Raw genomic sequence first — 24,494 nt, 5'->3', positions numbered from 1 at the left:
CGTGCCTGATCTCAATCGGGGCGCATAGCACAGCTTGGCGGCAGAGTCATGCCGCGGGCGATCGGGCAGCCTGTCCCGCCGCCGGGCCGTGGTGCTCCCCCGGTGCGCGATCGATCACATATTCGTGTCAGCGTAACGGCCGGCGCGCATCCGCGAACCCTGAATGGGGTAACTGTGCCCCTGCACAATGGGAGTATGCGGAATGAACTCGATCAAGCTCGCCGTCATTGCCGGCCTCGCCGCTCTCTGCGCCTCGCAGGCGTTCGCCGAGGACACGATGGGCACCATGACCATGATGAAAGGTGGGCAAGTGACGGCGATCATGCCGGACGGGCACATGGGCACCATGATGCCGGACGCGAAGATGGGCGCCGAGATGATGAAGATGGCCAAGCCGATCAAGCACTGCATGATGATAATGACCGACGCCAAGGGCAAAGCCTATATGATCGACACGTCGACCAAGAAGGCCCAGGCCGAATGTGAAAAAATGGCCATGTGACGATCTCGCAACGATTGCCCGCCAGCGTGGAGGCCGGCGGGTCGCGCAGCTTTCACTTCGATTGAAGGAGGCGCTCTCTGGATCATGCTCACGAGCGGACGCCCAACACCGCGGCCCGTTCATCCCGGCCGATCGTCAGACTCTTGCTTGATCGGTGTCATGCCTGTGTTAGGGCTGGGTTTTCCCCGCGAGGACAGACATGGCCGGCCAATCGCGAAGACATCCCATGCTGCGGCGTTCGCGCGCCATGTGGGCCTCGCGCCGCGTCTGGCAGCCGCGCCTGGTGTTCTGGGCCGGTGCGATCTCGATCGGCCTGATCAGCGTGTTGTTTGCCGTGCTGGCCGACAAGGCACAGGCGCTGTTTCATGTGGTGATCGGCAATGATGGCGGCTGGCGCTTCTATCTGCCGCTGGCGATCACGCCGCTCGGCTTTGTCCTGTGCGCGTGGCTGGCGTACGCCTTCTTCCCCGGCTCGCAAGGCAGCGGCATTCCGCAGGCGATCGCCGCCCGGCACCTGCGCGACGACGACGACCGCAGCCATATCCTGTCGCTCCGACTGGTGGCGGGCAAGATAGCCCTCACTCTTGTCGGCCTGTTCTGCGGCGCTTCCATCGGCCGCGAGGGGCCGACCGTGCAGGTCGGCGCGTCGCTGATGCTGCAGGCGGCGCGCTGGGGCGGCATGGCGCAGGCGCGCGGCCTGATCCTGGCGGGATCGGCCGCCGGCATCGCCGCCGCCTTCAACACGCCGCTTGCCGGCATCGTCTTTGCCATCGAGGAAATGGGCCGCACCTATGAGGCGCGCACCAACGGGCTGGTGCTGACGGCGGTCATCCTGGCCGGCCTCGCCTCGCTCGGCGTGCTCGGCAACTACACCTATTTCGGTGTGTCCAAGGAGACGATCTCGTTTGCCGTCGACTGGCCGCTGGTGATCGCCTGCGGCGTCATCGGCGGCGGCTTTGGCGCCTTGTTCTCGTTGCTGGCGTTGAAGGCGACGCGGCGTATCCGGCGCTGGAACGCACTGCAGCCGCTGTGGCGCGCGCTGCTGGTGGCGGCGGTCTGCGGACTGGTGGTGGCGGTGATCGGCATCGCGTCGGGCGGGCTGACCTTCGGCACCGGCTACGCGCAGGCGCGCAGCGCGGTCGAAGGCACGCCGCTGCCCTGGTTCTTCTTCGCCGAGAAATTCGCGGCCGGGCTGCTGTCGATGATTTCAGGCATACCCGGGGGAATCTTCGCACCCTCGCTGGCGGTGGGAGCGGGCATCGGCAGTTCGCTCGGCCTGGTGTTCGGCAGCGGCGCCGGCGTCGCGGCGCTGCTCGGCATGGCCGGCTATTTCGCCGGCGTGGTGCAGGCGCCGATGACGGCCTTCGTCATCATCCTCGAAATGACCGGCAATCACGACAATGTCATCGGCCTGATGCTGGCCTCGATGCTGGGCTACGGCACCGCACGCCTGATCTCGCACGAGCCGCTCTATCACGCCCTGTCGCGGGTCTTCATTGCCGAGGCGATCCGGCGGCGGCGGGCGGAGGCCGCACCGGAATCAGGCCACGGCTGAAAAAAGCAAAAGGCCGGGGTCGCGGCCCGGCCTTTGGTTCAAAAACGAAGATAGCCTATTTGCACTTGGCGATCGAGGACAGCGCCGCCGAGATGCCCTTCAGCGAAAAGACGTAATTCGTGGGATTGCCGCGGCCCGACTTCGCCGACACCTTCATGTCGGTGCCGGTCTTCATCGCCGCGATCAGCACCGGTTCCTCGGCGGCGTTCTCGACCCAGGCCGATTTTCCGCGCGTGAACATCGAGAAGCTCTTCTTGTCGATGGTGACGGTGGCCTTGGAGCCTTCCTGGAAATTGTAGCCGGCGATGAACTGCGGCTCATAGGATACCTGTTGGCCGGGCCGTTGGCTGACGAAGAAGAACATGTCGCCGTGGTCGAGCGTCGGCGGCTGCTTGTCGGTCGGCACGGTCAGCACGTAGCAGACCTTGCCGCCCGACGCCTGGTAACTGTAGGTGCCCCAGGCATTGTGCTGGCCGATCTTGGTCGCCTGCTGCGCCAGCGCCGGCGCTGCCGAGGCCGCCAGGACCAGGCTCGAAATTAGTGCAATCAATCCGCGCATCGTTTTTCCCGTATTCCAAATGGTGCGGAGGCGGGCCGCGTGGCGTCCTGCCGTCGCTTCATTTTGATTTAATCTGGGTTACCAAATGGTGAAGTTCCCAAGAGAAAAGGACCTTCACCCCAGGAAACCGCCGCCATTCCCGCGCCGCCGCCTTGTCAGCGGCCGGCACGGCGTCCCTTGGCGACTTGGAGGCCACGAAAACGGCAAGAGTTTGACTTTTGACCCGCCGCTGAACGCCCCTGTCCAGGGGCTGAGCCGACGTGGCGGGTTTCGGCGGGCGGGACTTTAGCCCTTGTCGGCGATGGCGTCCTTGGCGGCCTGCCGGTGCGCCGGCGTGATATGGGCGCTGACGGCGGTGATCGCGGCGGTCAGCACGGCGATGTCATCGGTGAAGCCGAGGCCGAAGATGAAGTCGGGGATGAGGTCGACCGGCAGGACGAAGTAGCCGAGCGCGGCCACCAATATACCCTTGGCGCGCAGCGGCGTTTTCTTGTCCATGGCGCAGTAATAGGCGGCAACGACGTCTTCCATGAACGGAATCTGCCGCGCGGCCTTCTTGGCAGTGCGCCAGAACTTTTCGCGCACTTCGCCCTCCCCGCCCAGTCTGTCGCCAAAGCCGAAGAAGTCAAAACCGGATTCTTGCGCCATCAATCTCTCCTGGCGGCTCCCATGCCCATACTGGCGCATGCCCGCGGATCAAAATGTGGTGAAAGCCGAACCCGGCTGCAAGATGCGGGCGCCGATTTGGCGGGTCCGCGCCGGGCCCGTGAGCATGGCCAGTCCGCGTTCAGCCGCCGAAATAGCGGTTCATCTTCTTGGCCAGTTCGATATCGAGCGCCGTGACGCCGCCGGCGTCATGTGTGTTCAACGTCACGTCGACGGTCTTGTAGACATTCGACCAGTCGGGATGATGGTCCATCTTCTCGGCGGCCAGCGCGACTCGGGTCATGAAGGCGAAGGCTTCGGAGAAATTCTTGAAGGTGAAGGTGCGGGCGATCGAGGCGCCGTCCTTTGCCAGCGTCCAGCCGTCAAGCGCCGTCAGTGCTGCTTCGGCGGCTTCCCTGCCCAGTTTCTCTCTCGTCATGTCCGCCTCCCGTGCTATTGCGCTGGAGTAGCCAGCATAGCGCCGGATCCATGATCGCGAAGCCCATAAATTCCATTCTTCTCGTCTGTCTCGGCAACATCTGTCGATCGCCGCTGGCGGAAGGCGTCCTTCGCGCTGTGCTTTCGGAGCGCGGATATGGCGGGGACATCGTGCTCGATTCGGCCGCGACCGGCGGCTGGGAGGTCGGCTCCGCTCCCGATCCGCGCTCGATTGCCGTCGCGTCGCGCCACGGCATCGACATCTCGCGGCAGCGGGCGCGCAAGATCGTGCCGGAGGATTTTCACCGCTTCGATCTGATCTTCGGCATGGACCGGTCCAACGTCCGCGACCTGAAGGCGCTGGCGGCAGTGCGCGATCGCATCCACCTGTTCCTGGACTTCGCCGAGGGAAGGCCGCGCGATGTGCCGGATCCCTATTATGAGGACCGGGAAGCGTTCGCTTCGGTCTATCGCATGATCCGCGAGGCGTCGGAGGCGCTGGCGACACGGCTTGCGACGCGCGTATCGACGCCGGACAGCGGCCAGGCTTCCTCGACGACATAAGGGCCGCCGCCGACCGAATCGCGCGACGACATCAGGACGAAGCGGCCGATGCGGAACGGCAGCGTCGAGAAATTGCCACGCGCCGACAGATATTGGGCGACGTCGAGCGGGCTCGAGTTGCGCAGGCGCGCCAGCGTCACATGCGGCATGAACTTGCGCGGATCGGCGGGAATGCCGAGCCGTTGGCAGATGCGCTCGATCTCGGCCTGAAGGGCGGCCAGATCCGGCGAGGGGGAGGCGCCCGCCCACACCGCATGCGGCTTCTTCTGGCCGAAAGCGCCGACACCCGACAGTGCCAGCGAGAAGGACGGGCGCTGCACCCGGTCGAGCGCATTGGCAATCTCGTCGGCGACATGGCCTTCGACATCGCCGATGAAGCGCAGCGTCAGATGGTAATTTTCGACGTCGATCCAGCGGGCCCCGGGCAGGCCGCCCCGGAGCAGGGACAGCGAAAGGGCGGCATCACGCGGAATTTCGAGGGCGGTGAAAAGACGCGGCATGAAGAGCCTCCCTTCCTCGAATCGAACTGTCATCCCTAGCGAATCATCGATAATCAAATGGAGCAAGTGGTTTGTTGGTCGCAGGCCTTCGCCAAACGTTTCCCCAACGGAAAGCGGCTTTATCGGACATCATGAATCTCCCGGCACCGCCGCGATGGCCTTCTCCACCGTCGGCAGGATGCGCTCTACCATCTGATCGACCCCTCTGGCGTTCGGATGCAGGCCGTCTCCGAGTTGCAAACTGGACTGGCCGGCGACGCCGTCGAGAAAGAACGGATACAGCGTAACGCCGTATTTCGCGGCGAGTTCCGGAAAGACGGCGTCGAAGGCGCTCTGGTAGTCGGCGCCGAGATTGGGCGCGGCGCGCATGCCGGCCAGGAGCACGGCGATCTTGCGCCCTTTGAGCTTGCCCAGCATCGCGTCAAGGTTCTTCCGGGTGATGTCGGGCGAAACGCCACGCAGCATGTCGTTGGCGCCGAGTTCGAGGATCACGAGCTGCGTCCCGGCCGGCACCGACCAGTCGAGCCGCGCCAGGCCGCCGCTGGAGGTATCGCCGGAGACGCCGGCATCGGCGACGGCGACGTCATGGCCCCTGGCGCGAAGGGCGGCCTGCAATTTGTCGGTAAAGCCCTCACCCGGCCCAAGGCCGAACCCCGCCATCAGGCTGTCACCGAAGCCGACGATCTTGAATGGCTCGGCGCGCGCCGACGAAATGGCGCCGCAAATGGCGAGGAAAACGATCAGGCCTGCGGCAAAGCGGCGTTTGAAAGACATGCGGCAGGCCCCATATGACAGAGAATTCTTCCGGCGATGGCTTCCGACAGGCAGAGCCTCCCTTTCCATATAGGACGCTTTCATTTTGACAGAAGCCGTCATCGCGCTGAAAGATGTATCCCTGACACTCGGCGAAGGGGCCTCGTCCGTCCATGTGCTGAAGGACGTCAGCCTCGAAGTGGCGCGCGGCGAGGCGACGGGCATCGTCGGTCCGTCGGGGTCCGGCAAGTCGACATTGCTGATGGTGCTGGCCGGGCTGGAGCGGGTCGACTCGGGTACGGTACGAATCGCCGGCGAGCTGCTCAACGACAAAACCGAGGATCAGACCGCTTCGTTTCGCGGCCGAAACATCGGCATCGTGTTCCAGTCCTTCCACCTGATCCCCAACATGACCGCGCTCGAAAATGTCGCGGTGCCGCTGGAACTGGCCGGCCACGCCGATCCGTTTTCGGTGGCGGAGCGGGAACTGGCGGCCGTGGGCCTCAGCGACCGCGTCACCCATTACCCCGGCGAACTCTCGGGTGGCGAGCAGCAGCGCGTGGCGATCGCCCGGGCGCTGGCACCGTCGCCGCGCATCCTGATCGCCGACGAGCCGACCGGCAATCTCGACCAGGCGACGGGGCGGCAGGTCGCCGATCTTCTGTTCGCGAAGGCCGCCGAGCGCGGCATGACGCTGGTGCTGGTCACCCATGATCCGGCGCTCGCGGCGCGCTGCTCGCGCCAGGTGTCGATGCGCTCCGGGCGGATCGAAGCGCCGGCGCCGGTCAAGGTCACCGCCTGATGCCGCTGGCGCGGACCTTCAAGCTTGCCATCCGCTTCTCTGTGCGCGAGATGCGTGGCGGCCTGTCCGGCTTCCTTATTTTCCTCGCCTGCATCGCGCTCGGCGTCGCGGCCATCGGCGGCGTCAATTCGGTGGCCCGCTCCATTACCGCCGGTGTCGCCGATCAGGGCCAGACGCTGCTCGGCGGCGACCTTCGCTTCCAGATCAACCAGCGCGACGCCAACCAGGCTGAGCTTGGCTTTCTCGACGGGCTGGGCGTCGTTTCGCATACCGCAGGCATGCGCTCGATGGCGCGCCTGGCCGACGGGTCCGACCAGGCGCTGGTCGAGGCCAAGGCGGTCGACGAGGCCTATCCGCTCTATGGCGCGCTGGAAACCGAACCGGCGCTGACGAAGCAGGAACTGTTCGGCGGGCAGTTCGGCGTTTTCGGCGCCGCTGCACCCGACCTTTTGTTCGAACGGCTGCATCTCAAGCTCGGCGACCGGCTGAAACTCGGCACCGCCATCTTCGAACTGCGCGCCAGGCTGGTGAGCGAGCCCGACGCGGTTTCCGACGGGTTCGGCTTCGCGCCAAGGCTGATGATCTCGACCGAGGGCCTGGCTGCCACCGGGCTGATCCAGCCGGGCAGCCTGGTCGAGAACGCCTACAAGGTCCGGCTGCCCGCCGGCGCCGACGAGGCGCGGCTCAAGGCCGTCCAGGACCAGGCGGCCAAGGATTTCCCGGAGGCCGGCTGGTCGATCCGCACGCGCGGCAACGCAGCACCGGCGCTGTCTTCCAACATCGAACGCTTCTCGCAATTCCTGACGCTGGTCGGGCTTACCGCGCTGGTGGTCGGCGGCGTCGGCGTCGCCAATGCGGTGCGGGCCTATCTCGACGGCAAGCGCGGCGTCATCGCCACCTTCAAGAGCCTGGGGGCGTCCGGTGGCTTCGTCTTTGCCGTCTACCTCGTGCAGATCCTGATCATCGCCCTGCTCGGCATCGGCGCCGGCCTGATGCTTGGCGCGCTGATGCCGTTTGTCGCAAGTGCCGCCCTGCAGTCCGTCATTCCGGTGCCGGCGCAAGGCGGCTTCTATCCCGGCGCGCTCGCCATGGCGGCGCTGTTCGGCCTGCTGGTGACGCTCGCCTTCGCGCTGCTGCCGCTCGGCCGCGCCCGTGACGTGCCGGCGACCGCGCTGTTCCGGGAGATGGGGCTGGAAGGCCGCGGACTGCCGCGCCCCGTCTATGTCGTTTGCGCGCTCGGCATCGCGCTTTTCCTGGCGGCGCTGGCGATCCTGTTTTCGGGCGACCAGCGCATCGCCTCGATCTTCGTCGGCGCCACGATTTTTGCTTTCCTGATACTGCGTCTTATTGGCGGACTGGTGCAATGGGCAGCCAGGAAAAGCCCGCGCGTGCGCTTTGTCGCGCTCAGGCTCGCCATCGGCAACATACACCGGCCCGGCGCGCTGACGCCGTCGGTGGTGTTGTCGCTGGGGCTTGGACTGACTCTCCTGGTGACGCTCGCGCTGATCGACGGGAATCTCCGGCGCCAGATCTCCGGCAACCTGTCGGAGCGCGCGCCGAACTTCTTCTTCGTCGACATCCAGGGCAGCGAAGTCGATGCCTTCTCATCGCTGATCGCAAAGGAGGCGCCGAAGGGAACGCTGGCCAAGGTGCCGATGCTGCGGGGCCGGGTGATGGCGCTCAACGGCGTCGATGTCGACAAGGTCAACGTGCCGGCCGAAGGCGCCTGGGTGCTGAAGGGAGATCGCGGCCTGACCTATGATATCAGGCAGCCGGAAAACGCGACGCTTACCGAGGGCAAATGGTGGCCGGACAATTATGCCGGCGAGCCGCTGGTTTCGTTTTCCGACAAGGAGGGCAAGGAAATCGGGCTGAAGCTCGGCGACACCGTCACCGTCAATGTGCTCGGCCGCAACGTCACGGCGCGGATCGCCAATTTCCGCCAGGTCGAATGGGAGACGATGGGCATCAATTTCGTCATGGTGTTCTCGCCCAACACATTCGCGGGCGCCCNGCATGGCTGGATCGCGACGCTCACCGAAAAGAGTGCTTCGAGCGCCGACGACGCGCGCGTCCTCAATGCCGTCACCCGCGCTTTCCCGGCGGTGACGACGGTGCGGGTCAAGGACGCGCTCGACATCGTCAACCGGTTGGTCGGCCAGCTCGGCACGGCGATCCGGGCGGCGGCCGGCGTGGCGCTGATCGCCTCGGTCCTGGTGCTTGCCGGCGCGCTTGCCGCCGGCAATCGGGCGCGCATCCGCGACGCGGTGGTGCTGAAGACGCTGGGCGCGACGCGCGCCACGCTGATAACGGCCTTCTCGCTGGAATACATGCTGATCGGGCTCGCCACCGCGATCTTCGCGCTTGCCGCAGGCAGCGCCGCAGCCTGGTTCGTGGTCGCGCGCATCATGACCTTGCCGTCGCATTTCATGCCGGAAGTCGCGGTCGCCACGATTGCCTTTTCCCTGGTGATCACTGTCGGCATCGGCCTTGCCGGCACCTGGCGGGTGCTTGGCCACAAAGCGGCGCCCGTGCTGCGAAACCTCTGATTCGCCGCCCTGCGCCGCCTGCCCCAGGTTAAATCTTGGTAAGAATGCCATCCAAAACGGCCGGCGAGGCGGCATTTTGGCCTGTCACGAACCGTTACAACAGGTTACGGTCTTGTTCTCGACGCGAATAACCATCATATTTCGGCGCAGGCATGCTGGAGCCCCGCCAGCGGCGCCTGGGTCCGCAAGAGGCCCGACACCGGACGGGGCAGAAGCAACAGAGGATTTCCAATGGCTGATCCCATTCGCAATTATCAGACGTCGGCGGTGCCCGGCGTCCGTGCCGACATCGACCAGGGTCTGCGCGCGTACATGATCAAGGTCTACAATCTGATGGGGCTTGGCTTGCTCATCACCGGCCTTGCCGCCATCGGCACGATCATGCTGGCCACCACCGCCGACCCGGCCTCGGCCGTCGCGACGCTGCCGAGCGGCGAGATGCTGACCTCGTTCGGCTATGCGATCTTCGGTTCGCCGCTGCGCTGGGTTGTCATGCTGGCACCGCTGGCCGCAGTGTTCTTTCTGTCGTTCAGGATTCAGTCGATGAGCGTCGCCGCCGCGCAGACGACCTTCTGGGTCTATGCCGGCCTGGTCGGCCTGTCGCTTTCGTCGATCTTCCTGGTCTACACCACGGCAAGCATCTCGCAGACCTTCTTCGCCACCGCCGCCGCTTTCGGCGCGCTGTCGCTGTTCGGCTACACCACCAAGCGCGACCTGTCGGCGATGGGCTCGTTCCTTTTCATGGGCGTGTTCGGCATCATCATCGCGTCGGTGATCAACATCTTCCTGCAGTCGTCGGCGCTGACCTTCGCCGTCTCGGCGATCGGCGTTCTGGTGTTCGCCGGCCTCACCGCTTACGACACGCAGAAGATCAAGGAGATGTATTTCGAGGGCGACGCATCCGATGTCGCCGGCCGCAAGGCCATCATGGGCGCGCTGTCGCTCTACCTCGACTTCATCAACCTGTTCATGTTCCTGCTCCAGTTCATGGGCGACCGCCGCTAAGCGGTATTGGACCATCAACTCCTGGAAGGGCGGCCCAATGGCCGCCCTTTTCTTTTGTGCGGGCCTCTGCTGTTGTCGAGGGCACATAAGAGGTTTGCATAGAGAATGAGCAAAATCCTGATCAGGCCGGCAACCCCGGTCGACCTCGACATAATCACGAAAATCTATGCCGACGCGGTCACCAACGGCACGGCGAGCTATGAACTGGAGCCGCCCAGCCGCGCCGAGATGGGGACGCGATTCGCCACGCTCGCGGCCGGCGGCTTTCCCTATCTGGTGGCCGAGAAGGACGACGCCGTGCTCGGCTATGCCTATGCCGGCCCCTTCCGGCCGCGCCCGGCCTATCGCTTCATCGTCGAGGATTCGGTCTATGTCGCGCCTGATGCGAAGGGCCAGGGCGTCGGCCTCAAGCTGATGCAAAGCCTGGTTGCGGCGGCGAAGGCTGCAGGCTTTCGCCAGATCGTCGCGGTGATCGGCGATGGCCATGCCGACAGCGCCTCGGTCAGGCTGCACGAGAAGCTCGGCTTTCGCCATTCCGGCCGCCTCGAAGGCTCCGGCTACAAGCACGGGCGCTGGCTGGACACGGTGTTCATGCAGCTATCGCTGAACGGCGGGGCATCGGTGCCACCCGATCCGGATTCGTTGCCGGAGCGGAAGTTCCGGAAGGGGGAATTGAAGAATTGAGGAACTGGAGAATTGAGGAATTGAAGAACTGAAGAATGAAAGAAAATGGCGCTTACGTCAGACGCCGAGTGTCTTATTCCTCAATTCCTCAATTCCTCAATTCCTCAATTCCTCAATTCCTCAATTCCTCAATTCCTCAATTCCTCAATTCCTCAATTCCTCAATTCCTCAATTCCTCGTTCAAACCTGAACCAGCTTCAGCTTGCTGTCGAAGACGCCAAGCACGCGGCCAAGCTCCTGGCCGCGTTTGAGGATGCGCCCGCCCGCCGCGATGACGGCGAAGGCGCCCTGCTTGCGCGCCAGTTTCGGATCCTTGACGATCTGGAACAGCGGTACTTCGCTGGCGCGACGAAAAACGGAAAAGACAGCGCGGTCGGTGAGATGATCGATGGCGTAGTCGCGCCATTCATTGGCGGCGACCATGCGTCCGTAGAGCCTCAGGATCTGGTCCAGTTCACGCCGGTCGAACCGGACCGGCTGGTCGAGGCGTTCACGTCGCGCCTCGTGTAGCGGGATCAATATTGCGGATGCGTCTCCATCCCCCATCCCGCCGCCGTCATCAGTCATGCCTCGATCCTTCAAAATGAATCTTTGCCAACCAAAGTTGGCCCCTTCGCAAGCCAATTGCAAGAGCCGGCGAAGCGAAGCCGGCGGCTAGCCGTTTCCGTCGCGTCCAGTCACGTTTGTGAAACGCGTGTTGGAATTGGTGATGCTTCGCCACATTTCTGCCTTTTTTTATCCGCGCTCATGCCCCAATGTCCGACGAATTTACCGGCGTTGCCTGAGACGGTTCGGTCCGGCACCGGCTCGTAAACCCCAAGCCCCCCGCCCACGGGTCTGCGTCGGATCGAACCAACCTCGGCCTTTTCCATGGAAAAGCGCCAGGTGCGACGATCCCAAAACCTAAATGACCGGCGTCAGAAGCAAGCTGACGTCGGTTTTTTCGTTTTTGCACCTTTTTTACGCAACCAAGGCGACCCGTGGAACTCGGCGTAGAGCCCGAGGCGGCCATATCGACTCAATTCCGCCGACGTGCTTGCCATTTGCCGCCTCACTTAATAGGGTGTTAAGTGAAACGGAGACGGCAATGCCAGGCGCATCGGACTCCACGGCAAAACAGGTGAATGGCGGGACGGTCGCGCCAGAGGCCGGCGGCGTCGGCCCTCGCATCAAGGCATTGCGCACGGCGCGGCGCGTCTCGCTGCGCCAACTCGCCGACATGACCGGCACGACGGCGAGCTTCATCAGCCAGCTCGAGCGCAATCTGTGCGGTGCCAACACCGGCACGCTGCTCAAGATCGCCGCCGCTCTCGACCTCGGCATCAACGATCTGTTCGAGGACAATGCCCGCCCCCTGCATAAGGTGCTGCGGCGCGAGGAGCGGCCGGTCGTTCCGGTCGGCGTGCAAGGCCGCAAGATGCTCCTGTCGCGGCGGCCGATCCACCAGTTCGAGGTCTATGCCGGACATTTCGAGGTCGGCGGGTCGACCGGCGACGAGACCTATGTCCATAGCGGCGAACACGAAATGTTCATGGTGCTCAAGGGGACGGTGGAGCTGACGCTTGCCGACGAGCGCCATGTGATGAGCGAAGGCGACAGCGTCGAATACGCAACGTCGGTGCCGCATCGCACGGTCAATGTCGGCGACACGCCGGCGGAGGTGCTGTGGATCATCGCGCCGCCAACCGCCGGCGCGCTCGAACTCGATCAATACAGGCCCGGAAACCGCTCGCATCCGGGTGAATGAAAACAAATGCGAGTTCTGCAATGGGAGAGTTGATCATGAGACTGAGATTTGGACATGCGGCGTGCGTCGCCGTGCTTATGGCTGCTACCGCCGCGCTCGCACAATCCAAGCCGGTGGCGGGAGAGGTGGCTGAAGGCTCGCTGAAGGGCAAGACGCTGACCTTCGTATCCTATGGCGGAATCTATCAGGACGGCCAGGTGGCCGCGCTCAAGGAGTTCGTCGACAAATCCGGCGTCAAGCTGCTCAATGACGGCCCGACGGAGATCGCCAAACTGCAGGCGCAGGTCGAGTCCGGCAATGTCACCTGGGACGTCGTCGATACCGACGACTTGCCGCCCTATGTCTATTGCGGCAAGCTGTTCCAGAAGCTCGATCTGACGAAACTCGACGTCTCGAAAATCCCGGAAGGTCAAGTCGGCGAATGCTCGGTGCCGGCGATGAACTACGGTGTCGTGCTGATGTACAACAAGGAAAAGTACGGGGATAATCCGCCCAAGAGCTGGGCCGACTTCTTCGATACCCAAAAATTCCCCGGCGTGCGTGGGATCGATGGCTCCGGCAGCCCGACCGGCGGCCTGCTGGAACAGGCGTTCAAGGTCGCCGGCGGCGACCCGAAGGCGATGACGGTGGCCGACATCGACAAGGCCATCGATGTGGTCCGCAAGCTCGGCCCCGACACCATTTTCTGGAAGACGGGCGCCGAATCGCAGCAGCTCGCCGAATCCGGCGAGGCCGACATGCTGATGATGTGGACGGGCCGCGCCATGACCGCAGTCAAGAACGGTGCCAAATATGCACCCGCCTGGCAGGACTGGCTGGTGGTGATGGACCAGATGACGATCCCGGTCGGCGTCAAGGATACGGATGCATCCTACGCGTTGCTCAATGCCTATCTCGGCAAGCATGCTCAGGAAATATTGGCGGAGAAGACCTCCTACACGCCGATCAACAACGACGCGCAGCCCAAGGTCGACGCTTCCGTGTCCGCCTACCTGACCAACACGCCTGAACGCCAGAAGCAGGGCTACAAACAGAACTTCAAGTTCTGGGTGCCGAACTTCGCGGTGGCGCAGGAGAAGTGGTCGGCGCTGATGGCCGGCAACTGACCGGCTGACGGGAACACAGACCGTGAGCGCGTCCAAGCCAACCATTCCTGCTGCCGAAAGGCGCCGGGCATGGCGGCCGTACGTGCTCGCGCTGCCGGCGCTGGTCCTGCTCCTGGCGGTGATCGGCTATCCGCTGCTCACCATCATCCTGCGCAGCCTGTCGGAGCCGGAGTGGGGCCTGCAGAACTATATCTGGTTCTTCAGCATGCCCATCAATCTCACCGTGCTCCAGCGGACCTTCGTCATTTCGACGTGGGTCACGCTGGTGTGCGTGGTCTCGGCCTATCCCTACGCCTATCTGATGACCGCGGTCGGGCCGCGCGTTCGGCTGGTGCTGATGCTGTGTGTGCTGATCCCGTTTTGGGTGAGCGGCGTGGTGCGCACCCTGTCGTGGGTGATTCTGCTCCAGGATTCAGGGGTCATCAACTCGATCCTGCGGTCGCTCGGGCTCGGCGGCGTCAGGCTGATCCGTACCCAGACGGGCGTGGTCATCGGCATGGCGCAGGTTCTTTTGCCCTTCATGATCCTGCCGCTCTATTCGGTCATGAAAGGCATCGACCTCAGGCTGATGCGCGCCGCGCAAAGTCTTGGCGCCCGACCGTCCCGCGCCTTCTTCACCATCTACCTGCCGCTGTCGCTGCCGGGCGTCTATGCCGGGGCGATCATCGTCTTCATCCTGGCGCTCGGCTTCTACATCACACCGGCTCTGCTCGGCGGTCCGCGCTCCACCATGCTGTCCACCCTGGTGCAGACGCAGGTGCTCAGTCTGCTGCAATGGGGCAGGGGCGGCGCGATGGGCGTGGTGCTGCTGGTCACGACCTTCGTGCTGCTGGCGCTTGCCGCGCCGGTGATGCGATCCCGGTACCGGGAAGCGGAGCGGCGCTGATGGAGATGAAGCCGCTCACGCGCGTCGTCCTGGGTCTTGTCTGCCTGCTGGTGGCCATATGGCTGGTGGCGCCGACGCTGGTGGTGGTGCCGATGTCGTTCAACGAGAACAAGTCGCTGGCGTTTCCGCCGCAGGGCTTCTCCTGGCAGTGGTACCAGAATTTTGTCACCAACCCCGATTGGTCGAACAGCTTCCTGAATTCGCTGAAGGTCGCCTCGATCGTCGCGGTGCTGGCAACGGTGCTCGGCACGCTTGCCGCCTTCGGCCTCGACCGCATGAAAGCGCGGCCGGCAAACCTGCTGCGCATGTTGATGTTGACACCGATGGTCGTGCCCGGCGTGGTGCTGGCCATCGGCATCTACGCTGTCTATCTCGATACGCGGCTTGTCGGCACGCTGCTCGGCTTCGTGCTTGCCCACACCATCCTTGCGCTGCCCTTCGTGCTGATTGCCGTCTCGGCCAATCTCGAAGTGTTCGACAGGCGCCTCGAGACAGCCGCGGCGAGCCTGGGCGCGAACGCGCTCACCACGTTCCGCACGGTGACGCTGCCATTGATTGCGCCCGGCCTGCTGTCGGGGCTGCTGTTCGCCTTCGCCACCTCCTTCGACGAGATTGTCGTGTCGCTGTTCATCACCAATCCCTACCTCAAGACATTGCCGGTGCAGATCTTCGCTTCCATCACGCGCGACGCCGATCCCACGGTAGCGGCCGTCGGCACGATCCTGTTGTTTGCCACCACGATCCTGATCGGCAGCGGCATGCTTCTTCTTGGCCGTGAGCGGAAAGGACGCCAATGAATCCGGGGCAAGAGAGCAGGGGGAATCCGGGGCAAGAGAGCAGGGGCGCGGCGATCGATCTCAAGTCGATCAGCAAGGCCTATGGCAGCTTCAAGGCGCTGGACGGCGTATCGCTGCACATCAAGGCCGGCGAGTTCATGACGCTGCTCGGGCCGAGCGGCTCCGGCAAGACGACGACGCTCAATGTCGTTGCCGGTTTCACCGAGGCCAGTTCGGGCGCGCTGGAAGTGGGCGGCAAGAGCGTCGTCGGCGTCCCGGCGCACAAGCGCAACATCGGCGTGGTGTTCCAGCATTACGCGCTGTTCCCGCACATGACTGTGAGCCGCAACGTAGCCTATCCGCTCGCCCTGCGCGGTGTAGCCGGAGCCGAGCGCGAACGCCGGGTGGGCCAAGCGCTCGACATGGTCAAGATGGCGGATTTCGGTCACCGCTTTCCCAGCGAACTTTCGGGCGGCCAGCAGCAGCGCGTGGCGCTGGCGCGCGCCATCGTTTTCGATCCGCCGCTGCTGTTGATGGACGAGCCGCTCGGCGCGCTCGACAAGAAGCTGCGCGAATGGCTGCAGCTCGAAATCAAGCGCATCCACCGCGAACTCGGCACCACCTTCGTCTATGTGACGCACGACCAGGAAGAGGCGCTGGTGCTGTCGGACCGCATAGCCGTGTTCAACCGGGGCCGCATCGAACAGATCGGCACCGGGCGCGAGCTGTATGACGAGCCGGCGACGCTGTTCGTCGGCAAATTCATCGGCGATTCCACCGTGCTGCGCGGGGCCGCCGCCACCTCCGGCGGGGAGACGGCGATCGACATTGCGGGTCAGAAGGTAGCGACAGTCAAGCGTCTCGCCAATGGCGGCAGGCCGGTCATGCTGCTGCGGCCCGAAAAGCTGGCGCTTGCCCGCCGTGGTGTCGGCGGCGATGGCCGCAACCGGCTCACGGGGCGCATAGGCGAAGCGATCTATCTCGGCTCCGGCTCCAAATACGAGGTCGATCTGGCCGACGGCTCCAAAGCCATCGTGCGCTCGACCCTGGAAGCAGACAGTTTTGCCATCGGTGACGAGGTCGACGTGCTGTTCGCCGGCGCCGACGTGAAACTGCTCGCCGACGACGACAAGGCCGACCTGACGCTTACCTGAATTTCGGAACGGATTTCAAAGAATGCAAGCCAAGCATAATGGCGACGTGTCGTTCTGGTATGCCGATATCGGCGGCGTTCCCGCTTATCGGCCGCCCTTGCCCGGCGACATCGAGGCCGATGTCTGCGTCGTCGGCGCCGGCTACACCGGCCTGTGGACCGCCTATTATCTGAAGAAGGCGCAGCCTGCGCTGCGCATCGCCATCGTCGAAAAGGAGTTCGCCGGCTTCGGCGCCTCGGGCCGCAATGGCGGCTGGCTGTCGGGCGGTTTCAGCTGGTCGCGCGAGAAATACGCAAAAACATCGTCACGCGGCGCCGTGATCGACATGCAACGCGCCATGTTCGGCACGGTCGATGAGGTGATCGCGGTGACGGAAGCCGAGGGCATCGATGCCGATATCCGCCGTGTCGACAATATCACCGTCGCCACCAACGCCGCGCAATTGCAGCGCGCCAAGGCAGAATACGAGGAGCTGCTGGGCTGGGAGATGCCGCCGGAGCGGCTGGCCTTCCTCGACGCACGGGAGGCGCGCCAGCGCATCGCCATCGACAAGGTGCTGGGCGCCTTCGTCGTGCGCAACGTCGCGCGTGTACAGCCGGCCAAGCTGGTCCGGGGTCTGGCGGCCGCGGTCGCGCGGCTCGGCGTGCCGATCTACGAGCAGACGCAGGTGCTGGCGATCGAGAAGGGCAAGGTCACCACCACCAGAGGCATCGTGCGGGCGCAAAAGATCATCCGCGCCACCGAAGGCTTCACGGCTGGCATTCCCGGCTACGAGCGTCTCTGGCTGCCGCTGAACAGCGCCATCGTGGTGACCGAGAAGCTGCCGCAAGAACTCTGGGACGCGATCGGCTGGAACGGTTACGAGGTGCTGGGCGATGCCGCGCACACCTATTGCTACGCTCAGCGCACGCGCGAAGGCCGCATCGCCATGGGCGGCCGCGGCGTGCCCTATCGCTTCGGCTCGCGCACCGATGTGCGCGGCCGGACCCAGCAGGCAACCATCGACCAGTTGCACGAGGTGCTGACCAGGCTGTTGCCGCAGACCAAAGGCGTGCGCCTCGACCATGCCTGGTGCGGCACGCTCGGTGTGCCGCGCGACTGGTGCACGACTTCGGGTTTCGACCGTGAGAGCGGCATCGGCTGGGCCGGCGGCTATGTCGGGCTCGGCGTGTCGAGTTCCAACCTGTCGGGCCGCACCTTGCGCGACCTGGTGCTCGGCCACGAGACCGAACTGACCCGGCTGCCCTGGGTCAACCGCACGGTCAAGAAATGGGAGCCGGAACCGCTGCGCTGGCTCGGCGTGCACACCATGTACCAGCTCTATCGCATCGCCGACCGGCGTGAAGCAAACGGCTTGGGCCGTACCTCACGCCTTGCGGCCTTTGCCGATCGCCTGACCGGACACTGAAACCATTCGAAGACGATGTGTAACGGTTTGCGTCTGGAATTGCGCCGAACCCGTGATGTTACAGGTTTCGATCGATGGAGGTCTCGGATCCGGGCTTGTGGATGAAAGCCGCACCCAGGATGGGACCCGGGAGGCCATCCTTGCCGACCGATTGCAAAAGCACGGCGCAGCCGCCCTTCTTGGTGATCTCGCTCAGCGGCAATTCGTAGCGCTGCGCCTTGCCGTGCCACATGCCGGCGGTCTGGATCCCGGTGACCGCGTTCCAATAGGTCATCTTGCGGCCGGAGTTCTCGCCCTGGCCGATCTTGACCGTCTGCGGTGCGTCGAAATAGACGATGACGACATGGGCGTCGTTCGGGCCGGTGCCGGCATCGCCGGTGTCGATGATCACACGGTCGCCGGTGCGGCTGACCTTGATGGGCACACGCATGCCTTCGCCGGCACGGGCCATGCGGGCAAGCGCGCCGTCGACCTCGGCGCGATTGGCGCCGTTGACATGCATGCGGCCGTTCAGGACGGCCTGCGGCGTATAGACGGAACGGCTGCTGAAATAGCGCATATAGTCATATTGCCGCTCGGTGTTTTCCTTGTGGCTCAGCGTGTCCTTCCAGCCGAGATAATCCCAGTAGTCGACGTGGTAAGCGAGCGCGACAAGGTCTTGCCTGGTGGCGAGTTCGGCGAAGAACGCGTCCGCCGGCGGGCAGGAACTGCAGCCCTGGCTGGTGAACAGTTCGACAACACCAAGCGGCCGGTCGGGCTGGGATTTTTCGGCCTGGACCCTTTCGGGCTCATTGCCATGACCAGCACCGGCAAAAGCCGAGAAGGCCAGCGCGAAGGCTGCCAGCCACAATGATCGTCGCGAGGCCATGACCATTCCAATTCCCGCCGGTGATGCCGGCTTTGTTCTGCTTTGCCGAAATATGTGGCAGAACGGGAAGTCAACGGGAAGTCACGTTGCGGTGAAATTTTATCGCTGCAATCGTGAGGTAAGGCCGCAATAGGAGAAGCCACTGCATTTCACGGTGTGGTTCGATCCGGCGGCGGCATCATCCCCATGTGGCAGGTTCTCCTCACCCCCGCCGATCTCTATTGCGAACGTACCGGCCCTGGACTTTGGTCCGGGCCGGTCAATGCTTTGAAGAAGCGTGCCTTCATCGCTGCAGGACTGTAGGGGAGTAGGGGAGTAGGGGAGTAGGGGAGTAGGGGAGTAGGGGAGTAGGGGAGTAGGGGAGTAGGGGAGTAGGGGAGTAGGTTACCCGTTCCGGGCTTAGTGTCCCTATTCCTACTCCCTTACTCCCTGCTTTCTACGCCGCCAGATCGCGCAGCACGTATTGCAGGATGCCGCCGTTCTTGAAGTAGTCGAGCTCATCCAGCGTATCGATGCGGCAGATGATCGGCACGTTCTTCACCGTGCCGTCGCCATAGGTGATCTTGGCGACCATCGTCTGGCGCGGCTTGATGGCGCTCAATCCGTCGATCTCGACCATCTCGTCGCCCTTGAGGTTGAGCGAAGCCCACGAGGTGCCGTCCTCGAAGACGAAGGGGATGACGCCCATGCCGACCAGGTTCGAGCGATGGATGCGTTCGAAGGACTGGGCGATGACGGCGCGGACACCCAAGAGGTTGGTGCCCTTGGCCGCCCAGTCGCGCGACGAGCCGTTGCCGTATTCGACGCCGGCGAAGATGACCAGCGGCACGCCTTCCTTCTTGTATTCCATCGCCGCGTCGTAGATCGATTCCTCTTCCTTCGTGGGATAGTGGATGGTGTAGCCGCCCTCGCGGCCGTTCTCGCCCAGCATGTGGTTGCGGATGCGGATGTTGGCGAAGGTGCCGCGCATCATCACCTCATGATTGCCGCGCCGCGTGCCGTACTGGTTGAAGTCGGCGACGCCGACGCCATGGTCGGTGAGGTATTTACCGGCCGGCGAGGCAGCCTTGATCGAACCCGCCGGCGAGATGTGGTCGGTGGTGATCTTGTCGCCGAACAGGCCGAGCACGCGGGCGCCCTTGATGTCGCCGATCTTGCCGAAGCCCGTGGTCATGCCGGCGAAGTAGGGCGGGTTCTGCACATAGGTCGAATTGTTGTCCCAGGCATAGGTCTGGCCTTCCGGCGCCTTGACGTTCTGCCAGTACTCGTCGCCCTTGAAGACGTCGGCATATTTGCGGGCGAACAGCTCGCGGGTGACGTTCTTCTCGATGAACTCCTGGATCTCGGCCGAGCTCGGCCAGATGTCCTTGAGATAGACCGGATTGCCGTTCCTGTCGTCACCGAGCGGCTCCGTGGTCAGGTCCTTGGTGACTGTGCCGGCCAGCGCGTGCGCCACGACCAGCGGCGGCGACGCCAGGTAATTCGCCTGCACGTCGGGCGAGACGCGGCCCTCGAAGTTGCGGTTGCCGGAGAGTACCGCGGCAGCAATCAAACCTTTGTCGTTGATGGTCTTGGAGATCGGCGCCGGCAGCGGGCCGGAATTGCCGATGCAGGTGGTGCAGCCGAAGCCGACCAGGTTGAAGCCGATCTGGTCGAGCTCCTTCTGCAGACCCGACTTTTCCAGATATTCCGCCACCACCTGGCTGCCAGGCGCCAACGAGGTTTTTACCCACGGCTTCTGCTTCAGCCCGAGGCGGTTGGCGTTGCGGGCAAGCAAGCCGGCGCCGATCAGCACTGACGGGTTCGAGGTGTTGGTGCAAGAGGTGATGGCGGCGATGACGACGTCGCCATGGCCAAGGTCGTGGTCGGTGCCTTCGACGGCGTAGCGCTTGGAGATTTCCGCCGCCTTCTTGTACTCGGTCTCCATCGCCTTGGCGAAGCCGGCCGGAATGCCTTCGAGCGCGACGCGGCCTTCCGGACGCTTGGGTCCGGCCATCGACGGCACGACGCTGTCCAACTCCAGTTCGAGCAGGTCGGTGAAGACCGGGTCGGCCGAGCCGGCCTCGCGCCACATGCCCTGCGCCTTGGAATAGGCCTCGACCAGGGCGATGCGGTCCTCGCTGCGGCCGGACATTGTGAGATAGCGGATGGTTTCCGAATCGACCGGGAAGAAACCGCAGGTGGCGCCATATTCGGGCGCCATGTTGCCGATGGTGGCGCGGTCGGCCAGCGTCATGTTGGACAGACCTGGGCCGAAGAACTCAACGAACTTGCCGACGACGCCCTTCTTGCGCAGCATTTGGGTGACGGTGAGCACGAGGTCGGTGGCGGTGACGCCCTCCTTGAGCTTGCCGGTAAGGCGGAAGCCGATAACTTCGGGCAGCAGCATGGAAACCGGCTGGCCGAGCATGGCCGCCTCGGCCTCGATGCCGCCGACGCCCCAGCCGAGCACGCCAAGGCCGTTGATCATGGTTGTGTGCGAATCGGTGCCGACGCAGGTGTCGGGATAGGCTGTGGTTTCGCCGTCCTCGGTGTTGGTCCACACGACCTGGCCGAGATATTCGAGGTTGACCTGGTGACAGATGCCGGTGCCGGGCGGCACGACGCGGAAGTTGCGGAACGCCTGCTGGCCCCATTTCAGGAACTTGTAGCGCTCTTCGTTGCGCTCATACTCGAGCTCGACGTTGCGGGCGAAAGCCATCGGCGTGCCGAACTCGTCGACGATGACGGAATGATCGATAACGAGGTCGACCGGCACCAGCGGGTTGATCTTCTGCGGATCACCGCCGAGCGAGGCCATGGCGTCGCGCATGGCGGCGAGGTCGACCACGGCCGGAACGCCGGTGAAATCCTGCATCAGCACCCGGGCCGGGCGATAGGCGATCTCGACACCGGCGGTGCCCTTGTCGGTCAGCCAGCCGGCCACCGCCTGGATGCTCTCCTTGGTAACGGAGCGGCCGTCCTCGTTGCGAAGCAGGTTTTCCAGCAGCACCTTCATCGAATAGGGCAGCTGGGCAATGCCGGTGAGGCCGTTCTTCTCGGCCTCGACGAGGTCGAAATAGGCATACTCGGCGTCGCCCGCTTTCAGCGTGCGGCGGCAATTGAAACTGTCGAGGGATTTTGACACGTGCGATCCGTCCTTGTCTGTTCAGCCTGAAAGGGAACGGACGCCGATGGCATGCAATCACGCGCAAAGGTGCGGGTACGGCCATTTCCGCTGTCCGTTCCCAAGCAACCCGAGCCGTTCAAGGCGGCGCGTGCGCTGGTTCGGCGCTAATTCTGTTCCCGCGCCGACCGCTGGCACGGATGACCCGCATATAGAGAATTTTCTGGAATAGTTCTAGACAGTTGCAAAGCAAATTTGTGCGATGCGGCAGCGACCGTGCCGCTTCGTTCGAGAGACAGGTACGGGATGCGGCTGATCGCCGAAAATCTGGGCGGTGAGCGCGGTGGCGCGGCGGTGTTTTCCGGCATCGGGTTTGCGCTGGAGGCCGGGCAGGCGCTGGTCGTCACCGGGCCAAACGGTTCGGGCAAATCGACCTTGCTCAGGGTAGTCGCCGGCCTGCTGCCGAAAGCCGAAGGCCGTGTGCTGCTCGAAGGCGGCGGCGAGGAATTCCCCTCTATCGCCTCCGCCTGCCACTATCTCGGCCATCAGAATGCGATGAAGACGGCGCTGAGCGTGACGGAGAATTTGCGTTTCTGGCGGGAGTTCCACGGCGAGGGCCGGCTCGATGTCGAGGAGGCGCTGGAAACGGTCGGACTGGGCGGCATCGGCCATCTGCCGTTCGGCTATCTCTCGACCGGACAGCGACGACGCGCGGCGATCGCGAAACTTTTGGTCAGCCACCGGCCGCTATGGCTGCTGGATGAACCAACGGCAGGACTGGACAAGGCTTCGGAGGGGCGGCTTGCCGAGTTGATGCGCGGGCATTGTACGGATGGCGGGATGATCGTGGCTGCGACACATCTGCCGCTGGGATTGGAGGGCGCGAAGGCGTTGGCGATGAGGGAGGCCGGATAATGCAGGCCGCGTTCCGTCATCGTTGGAGAAAGTGTCGCAAAGCCGCGGAGGCGTCGCGCCCATGCTAGCCCTCCTCCTCCGCGACATCCGCCTCTCGATCCGCGCCGGCGGAGGCGCGCTGACCGGCGTCATCTTCTTCCTGGCCGTCATCGCCACCATCCCCTTCGGCGTCGGTCCTGACCTCAAGCTTTTGGCCCGCATTGGTCCGGCGATCCTGTGGATCGGCGCGCTGCTTGCCTGCCTGCTCGGGCTCGACCGGCTGTTCCAGGCCGACCGCGAGGACGGCTCGCTCGATCTGCTGGTGCTCGGCAACGACCGGCACATGCTGGCGCTGACGGTGCTGGTGAAATGTGTGGCGCACTGGGCGGGAAGCGTGTTGCCGCTGGTGGTCGCCGCGCCCCTGCTCGGCCTGTTCATGAACATGGAGCCGTTGGCCATCGGCGCCACGGCGCTGACGCTTCTGGTCGGCACGCCGGCCATCACCTTCATCGGTGCCGTGGGTGCGGCGGTGGCGGTGGCGCTGCCGCGTGGCGGGCTCCTGATCTCGGTGCTGGTGCTGCCGCTGACCATCCCGGTGCTGATCTTCGGCGTTTCGGCAAGCTATGGCGCGACGGCCAATCCGGATCCGTTCCTGCAGCCCTTCCTCATTCTTGCCGCGCTGACCTTGTTTCTTGCCGTGCTGGGCCCCGTGGCCGCGGCGCTTGCATTGCGTCATGGCACGGATTGAGGTGGGCACGAGCGGCAGAGGCTGCGGCGTGGCAGCCGATTGCGCGGGCCGTGGCGCGAGGTTAAGGGAAGGCATGATCGAGCGCAGCGAACGGATCGGGTTGGCGGGCGGCATGCCAAGGAGGCGGCCGGCATGAGCCCGCACGCCCTCTACGTCACCGCCGCCTATGGCATCACCGCAGTGGTGCTGGCCGGACTGATCGGCTGGATTCTCATCGACCAGCGGGCACGCAAGCGCGAACTCGCCGAACTCGAGGCGGCTGGCGTGCGCCGCCGTTCCGACAAGACCGGAGCGAGAAAGCCGTGAGCAGCGAAATCGAAACGCCGCCGCCGGCCCGTCGCCGCCTGTTTGTGTTCTTGCCGCTGCTGGTCTTCCTCGGCCTGGCCGGACTGTTCCTGTCGCAGCTCTTGTCTGGACGCGATGTCTCGGAAGTGCCGTCGGCTTTGATCGGCCTGCCGGCACCGCAAACCAACCTGCCGCCCTTGGAGGGCAGCAATCTGCCGGGGCTCGATTCGAAGGCCTTCGCCGGCAAGGTCACGCTGGTCAACGTCTTTGCATCGTGGTGCGCCCCATGCCGGGAAGAGCACCCGGTGCTTCTGGCGTTGGCGCAGGACAAGCGGTTCGTGATGGCGGCGCTGAATTACAAGGACCGGCCGGAAAACGCCCGCCGCTTCCTCGGCGACCTCGGCAATCCGTTCCAGGCGATCGGCGTCGACGAAGCCGGCCGCACGGCGATCGACTGGGGCGTCTATGGCGTGCCGGAAACCTTCGTCATCGGCCAGGATGGCAAAATAGCCTACAAGCATGTCGGCCCGCTGACCGCGGAGTCCGCCAAGGAGCTTCTGTTGCCGCAGATCGACAAGGCGCTCGCGGCACAGATATTCAGGTGATGCCGGCCTGCAAACGGCGGCTTCCTGCGCTTCCGGTGCTCATATGTGGACGGCCCCCTGCTTGCAAGGTTTTGGCTGAAGATGATTTGATCGGATCGCTTGCGCTCATATGTCCGGCCTTTTGCGCGCGGATATGTGAGCGCTGGCCTAGATGGGCTTCACGGATAGCGAGTTCCAAACACGTACACGACATTGACTGCCAGTGAGCACCTCGGAGTGTCTCGCTCGTCCCGGTTCGACCGGTCACACCATCTTCTCCTCTGCTTGCAAGTTCCGGCCTTCAGTGTCGAGCGTGCGCTCGGCACCGAACTCTTAATGCTCTCACGGCACCACAGGCGCTGGATAGGTGGCGCCG

At 64.2% G+C, this 24,494-nt stretch carries 25 protein-coding genes; 17 read left to right on the top strand and 8 right to left on the bottom strand.

Annotation, left to right across the window (positions count from 1 at the left end):
- The first annotated feature begins 202 nt into the window (after window positions 1-202).
- Together M653_RS0127540 and M653_RS0127535 are read left to right on the top strand one after the other, a co-directional pair.
- On the top strand, window positions 203-502 hold the full coding sequence (locus M653_RS0127540) for a hypothetical protein (protein WP_027146209.1): 300 nt from the start codon (window positions 203-205) through the stop codon (window positions 500-502).
- Between the two features lie 199 nt (window positions 503-701).
- Window positions 702-2,057: a chloride channel protein gene (locus M653_RS0127535; RefSeq protein WP_027146208.1), complete on the top strand. Its 1,356-nt coding sequence runs from the start codon at window positions 702-704 to the stop codon at window positions 2,055-2,057.
- A 55-nt stretch (window positions 2,058-2,112) separates the two neighbouring features.
- Here the strand turns inward: M653_RS0127535 and M653_RS0127530 are convergent, their stop codons facing one another.
- The 3 genes from M653_RS0127530 to M653_RS0127520 form a co-directional block, all read right to left on the bottom strand.
- Entirely contained in the window at window positions 2,113-2,616 is a 504-nt protein-coding gene (locus M653_RS0127530) for an invasion associated locus B family protein (RefSeq protein WP_027146207.1), read from the bottom strand.
- A 285-nt stretch (window positions 2,617-2,901) separates the two neighbouring features.
- Window positions 2,902-3,264: a YkvA family protein gene (locus tag M653_RS0127525; protein ID WP_027146206.1), complete on the bottom strand. Its 363-nt coding sequence runs from the start codon at window positions 3,262-3,264 to the stop codon at window positions 2,902-2,904.
- A gap of 139 nt (window positions 3,265-3,403) precedes the next feature.
- Window positions 3,404-3,700, bottom strand: a complete 297-nt coding sequence (locus M653_RS0127520) for a 4a-hydroxytetrahydrobiopterin dehydratase (RefSeq protein ID WP_027146205.1) — start codon at window positions 3,698-3,700, stop codon at window positions 3,404-3,406.
- Window positions 3,701-3,750: 50 nt separating this feature from the next.
- On the opposite strand from M653_RS0127520, the gene M653_RS1000000136230 reads away from it, so the two are divergent.
- Window positions 3,751-4,263: a low molecular weight protein-tyrosine-phosphatase gene (locus M653_RS1000000136230; RefSeq protein WP_084636946.1), complete on the top strand. Its 513-nt coding sequence runs from the start codon at window positions 3,751-3,753 to the stop codon at window positions 4,261-4,263.
- Here the strand turns inward: M653_RS1000000136230 and thpR are convergent.
- On the bottom strand, window positions 4,167-4,763 hold the full coding sequence (thpR, locus tag M653_RS0127510; RefSeq protein ID WP_027146204.1) for an RNA 2',3'-cyclic phosphodiesterase: 597 nt from the start codon (window positions 4,761-4,763) through the stop codon (window positions 4,167-4,169). The two genes, M653_RS1000000136230 and thpR, sit on opposite strands and share 97 nt — an antisense overlap.
- A gap of 129 nt (window positions 4,764-4,892) precedes the next feature.
- Window positions 4,893-5,537 (bottom strand): arylesterase, encoded by a 645-nt coding sequence (locus tag M653_RS0127505; protein ID WP_027146203.1) that lies wholly within the window; start codon window positions 5,535-5,537, stop codon window positions 4,893-4,895.
- An 85-nt stretch (window positions 5,538-5,622) separates the two neighbouring features.
- On the opposite strand from M653_RS0127505, the gene M653_RS0127500 reads away from it, so the two are divergent.
- The 4 genes from M653_RS0127500 to M653_RS0127485 all read left to right on the top strand — a co-directional run bounded on the left by M653_RS0127500 (window position 5,623) and on the right by M653_RS0127485 (window position 10,556).
- On the top strand, window positions 5,623-6,318 hold the full coding sequence (locus M653_RS0127500) for an ABC transporter ATP-binding protein (RefSeq protein WP_027146202.1): 696 nt from the start codon (window positions 5,623-5,625) through the stop codon (window positions 6,316-6,318).
- Window positions 6,318-8,867: an ABC transporter permease gene (locus M653_RS0127495; RefSeq protein ID WP_027146201.1), complete on the top strand. Its 2,550-nt coding sequence runs from the start codon at window positions 6,318-6,320 to the stop codon at window positions 8,865-8,867. The genes M653_RS0127500 and M653_RS0127495 overlap by 1 nt, the downstream gene beginning before the upstream one ends.
- Before the next feature lie 231 nt (window positions 8,868-9,098).
- Window positions 9,099-9,872 (top strand): Bax inhibitor-1/YccA family protein, encoded by a 774-nt coding sequence (locus M653_RS0127490; protein ID WP_027146200.1) that lies wholly within the window; start codon window positions 9,099-9,101, stop codon window positions 9,870-9,872.
- A gap of 105 nt (window positions 9,873-9,977) precedes the next feature.
- Window positions 9,978-10,556, top strand: coding sequence for a GNAT family N-acetyltransferase (locus tag M653_RS0127485; protein WP_027146199.1), 579 nt, complete (start codon window positions 9,978-9,980; stop codon window positions 10,554-10,556).
- 180 nt (window positions 10,557-10,736) lie between these two features.
- Here M653_RS0127485 and M653_RS0127480 read toward each other — a convergent pair whose 3' ends face one another.
- Window positions 10,737-11,123, bottom strand: a complete 387-nt coding sequence (locus tag M653_RS0127480; RefSeq protein ID WP_027146198.1) for a DUF2794 domain-containing protein — start codon at window positions 11,121-11,123, stop codon at window positions 10,737-10,739.
- Between the two features lie 520 nt (window positions 11,124-11,643).
- Between M653_RS0127480 and M653_RS0127475 the strand changes: the two genes are divergently transcribed.
- Genes M653_RS0127475 through M653_RS0127450 form a run of 6 tightly spaced genes read left to right on the top strand, consistent with a single transcriptional unit; the run spans window position 11,644 to window position 17,633 of the window.
- On the top strand, window positions 11,644-12,303 hold the full coding sequence (locus M653_RS0127475; protein WP_027146197.1) for an XRE family transcriptional regulator: 660 nt from the start codon (window positions 11,644-11,646) through the stop codon (window positions 12,301-12,303).
- 35 nt (window positions 12,304-12,338) lie between these two features.
- Window positions 12,339-13,409: a PotD/PotF family extracellular solute-binding protein gene (locus tag M653_RS0127470; RefSeq protein WP_027146196.1), complete on the top strand. Its 1,071-nt coding sequence runs from the start codon at window positions 12,339-12,341 to the stop codon at window positions 13,407-13,409.
- 22 nt (window positions 13,410-13,431) lie between these two features.
- Window positions 13,432-14,295 carry an ABC transporter permease gene (locus M653_RS0127465; protein ID WP_027146195.1) on the top strand — a complete coding sequence of 288 codons (864 nt, stop codon included), beginning with the start codon at window positions 13,432-13,434 and terminating at the stop codon, window positions 14,293-14,295.
- Entirely contained in the window at window positions 14,295-15,092 is a 798-nt protein-coding gene (locus tag M653_RS0127460) for an ABC transporter permease (RefSeq protein WP_027146194.1), read from the top strand. Before M653_RS0127465 ends, M653_RS0127460 begins: the two co-directional genes overlap by 1 nt.
- Window positions 15,089-16,225: an ABC transporter ATP-binding protein gene (locus tag M653_RS0127455; RefSeq protein ID WP_051442844.1), complete on the top strand. Its 1,137-nt coding sequence runs from the start codon at window positions 15,089-15,091 to the stop codon at window positions 16,223-16,225. Before M653_RS0127460 ends, M653_RS0127455 begins: the two co-directional genes overlap by 4 nt.
- Window positions 16,226-16,247: 22 nt before the next feature.
- Window positions 16,248-17,633, top strand: a complete 1,386-nt coding sequence (locus M653_RS0127450) for an FAD-binding oxidoreductase (protein WP_027146192.1) — start codon at window positions 16,248-16,250, stop codon at window positions 17,631-17,633.
- A gap of 58 nt (window positions 17,634-17,691) precedes the next feature.
- Here the strand turns inward: M653_RS0127450 and M653_RS0127445 are convergent, their stop codons facing one another.
- Window positions 17,692-18,507 (bottom strand): thioredoxin family protein, encoded by an 816-nt coding sequence (locus tag M653_RS0127445; protein ID WP_027146191.1) that lies wholly within the window; start codon window positions 18,505-18,507, stop codon window positions 17,692-17,694.
- Window positions 18,508-18,937: 430 nt separating this feature from the next.
- Window positions 18,938-21,628 carry an aconitate hydratase AcnA gene (acnA, locus tag M653_RS0127440; RefSeq protein WP_027146190.1) on the bottom strand — a complete coding sequence of 897 codons (2,691 nt, stop codon included), beginning with the start codon at window positions 21,626-21,628 and terminating at the stop codon, window positions 18,938-18,940.
- A gap of 285 nt (window positions 21,629-21,913) precedes the next feature.
- Here acnA and ccmA point away from each other — a divergent pair, with 285 nt between their 5' ends.
- The 4 genes from ccmA (at window position 21,914) to M653_RS0127420 (ending at window position 24,139) form a co-directional block, all read left to right on the top strand.
- Window positions 21,914-22,522 (top strand): heme ABC exporter ATP-binding protein CcmA, encoded by a 609-nt coding sequence (ccmA, locus tag M653_RS0127435; protein ID WP_027146189.1) that lies wholly within the window; start codon window positions 21,914-21,916, stop codon window positions 22,520-22,522.
- Window positions 22,523-22,583: 61 nt separating this feature from the next.
- Complete coding sequence (gene ccmB, locus M653_RS0127430) at window positions 22,584-23,249, top strand: heme exporter protein CcmB (RefSeq protein WP_027146188.1); 666 nt, start codon at window positions 22,584-22,586, stop codon at window positions 23,247-23,249.
- A gap of 132 nt (window positions 23,250-23,381) precedes the next feature.
- Window positions 23,382-23,555, top strand: a complete 174-nt coding sequence (gene ccmD / locus M653_RS0127425) for a heme exporter protein CcmD (protein WP_027146187.1) — start codon at window positions 23,382-23,384, stop codon at window positions 23,553-23,555.
- Complete coding sequence (locus tag M653_RS0127420; RefSeq protein ID WP_027146186.1) at window positions 23,552-24,139, top strand: DsbE family thiol:disulfide interchange protein; 588 nt, start codon at window positions 23,552-23,554, stop codon at window positions 24,137-24,139. The genes ccmD and M653_RS0127420 overlap by 4 nt, the downstream gene beginning before the upstream one ends.
- Window positions 24,140-24,494 lie beyond the last annotated feature (355 nt).

The organism is Mesorhizobium sp. WSM3626, from assembly GCF_000513935.1.
GTDB lineage: Bacteria > Pseudomonadota > Alphaproteobacteria > Rhizobiales > Rhizobiaceae > Mesorhizobium > Mesorhizobium salmacidum.
This window is presented reverse-complemented; position numbering and strand designations above follow the sequence as displayed.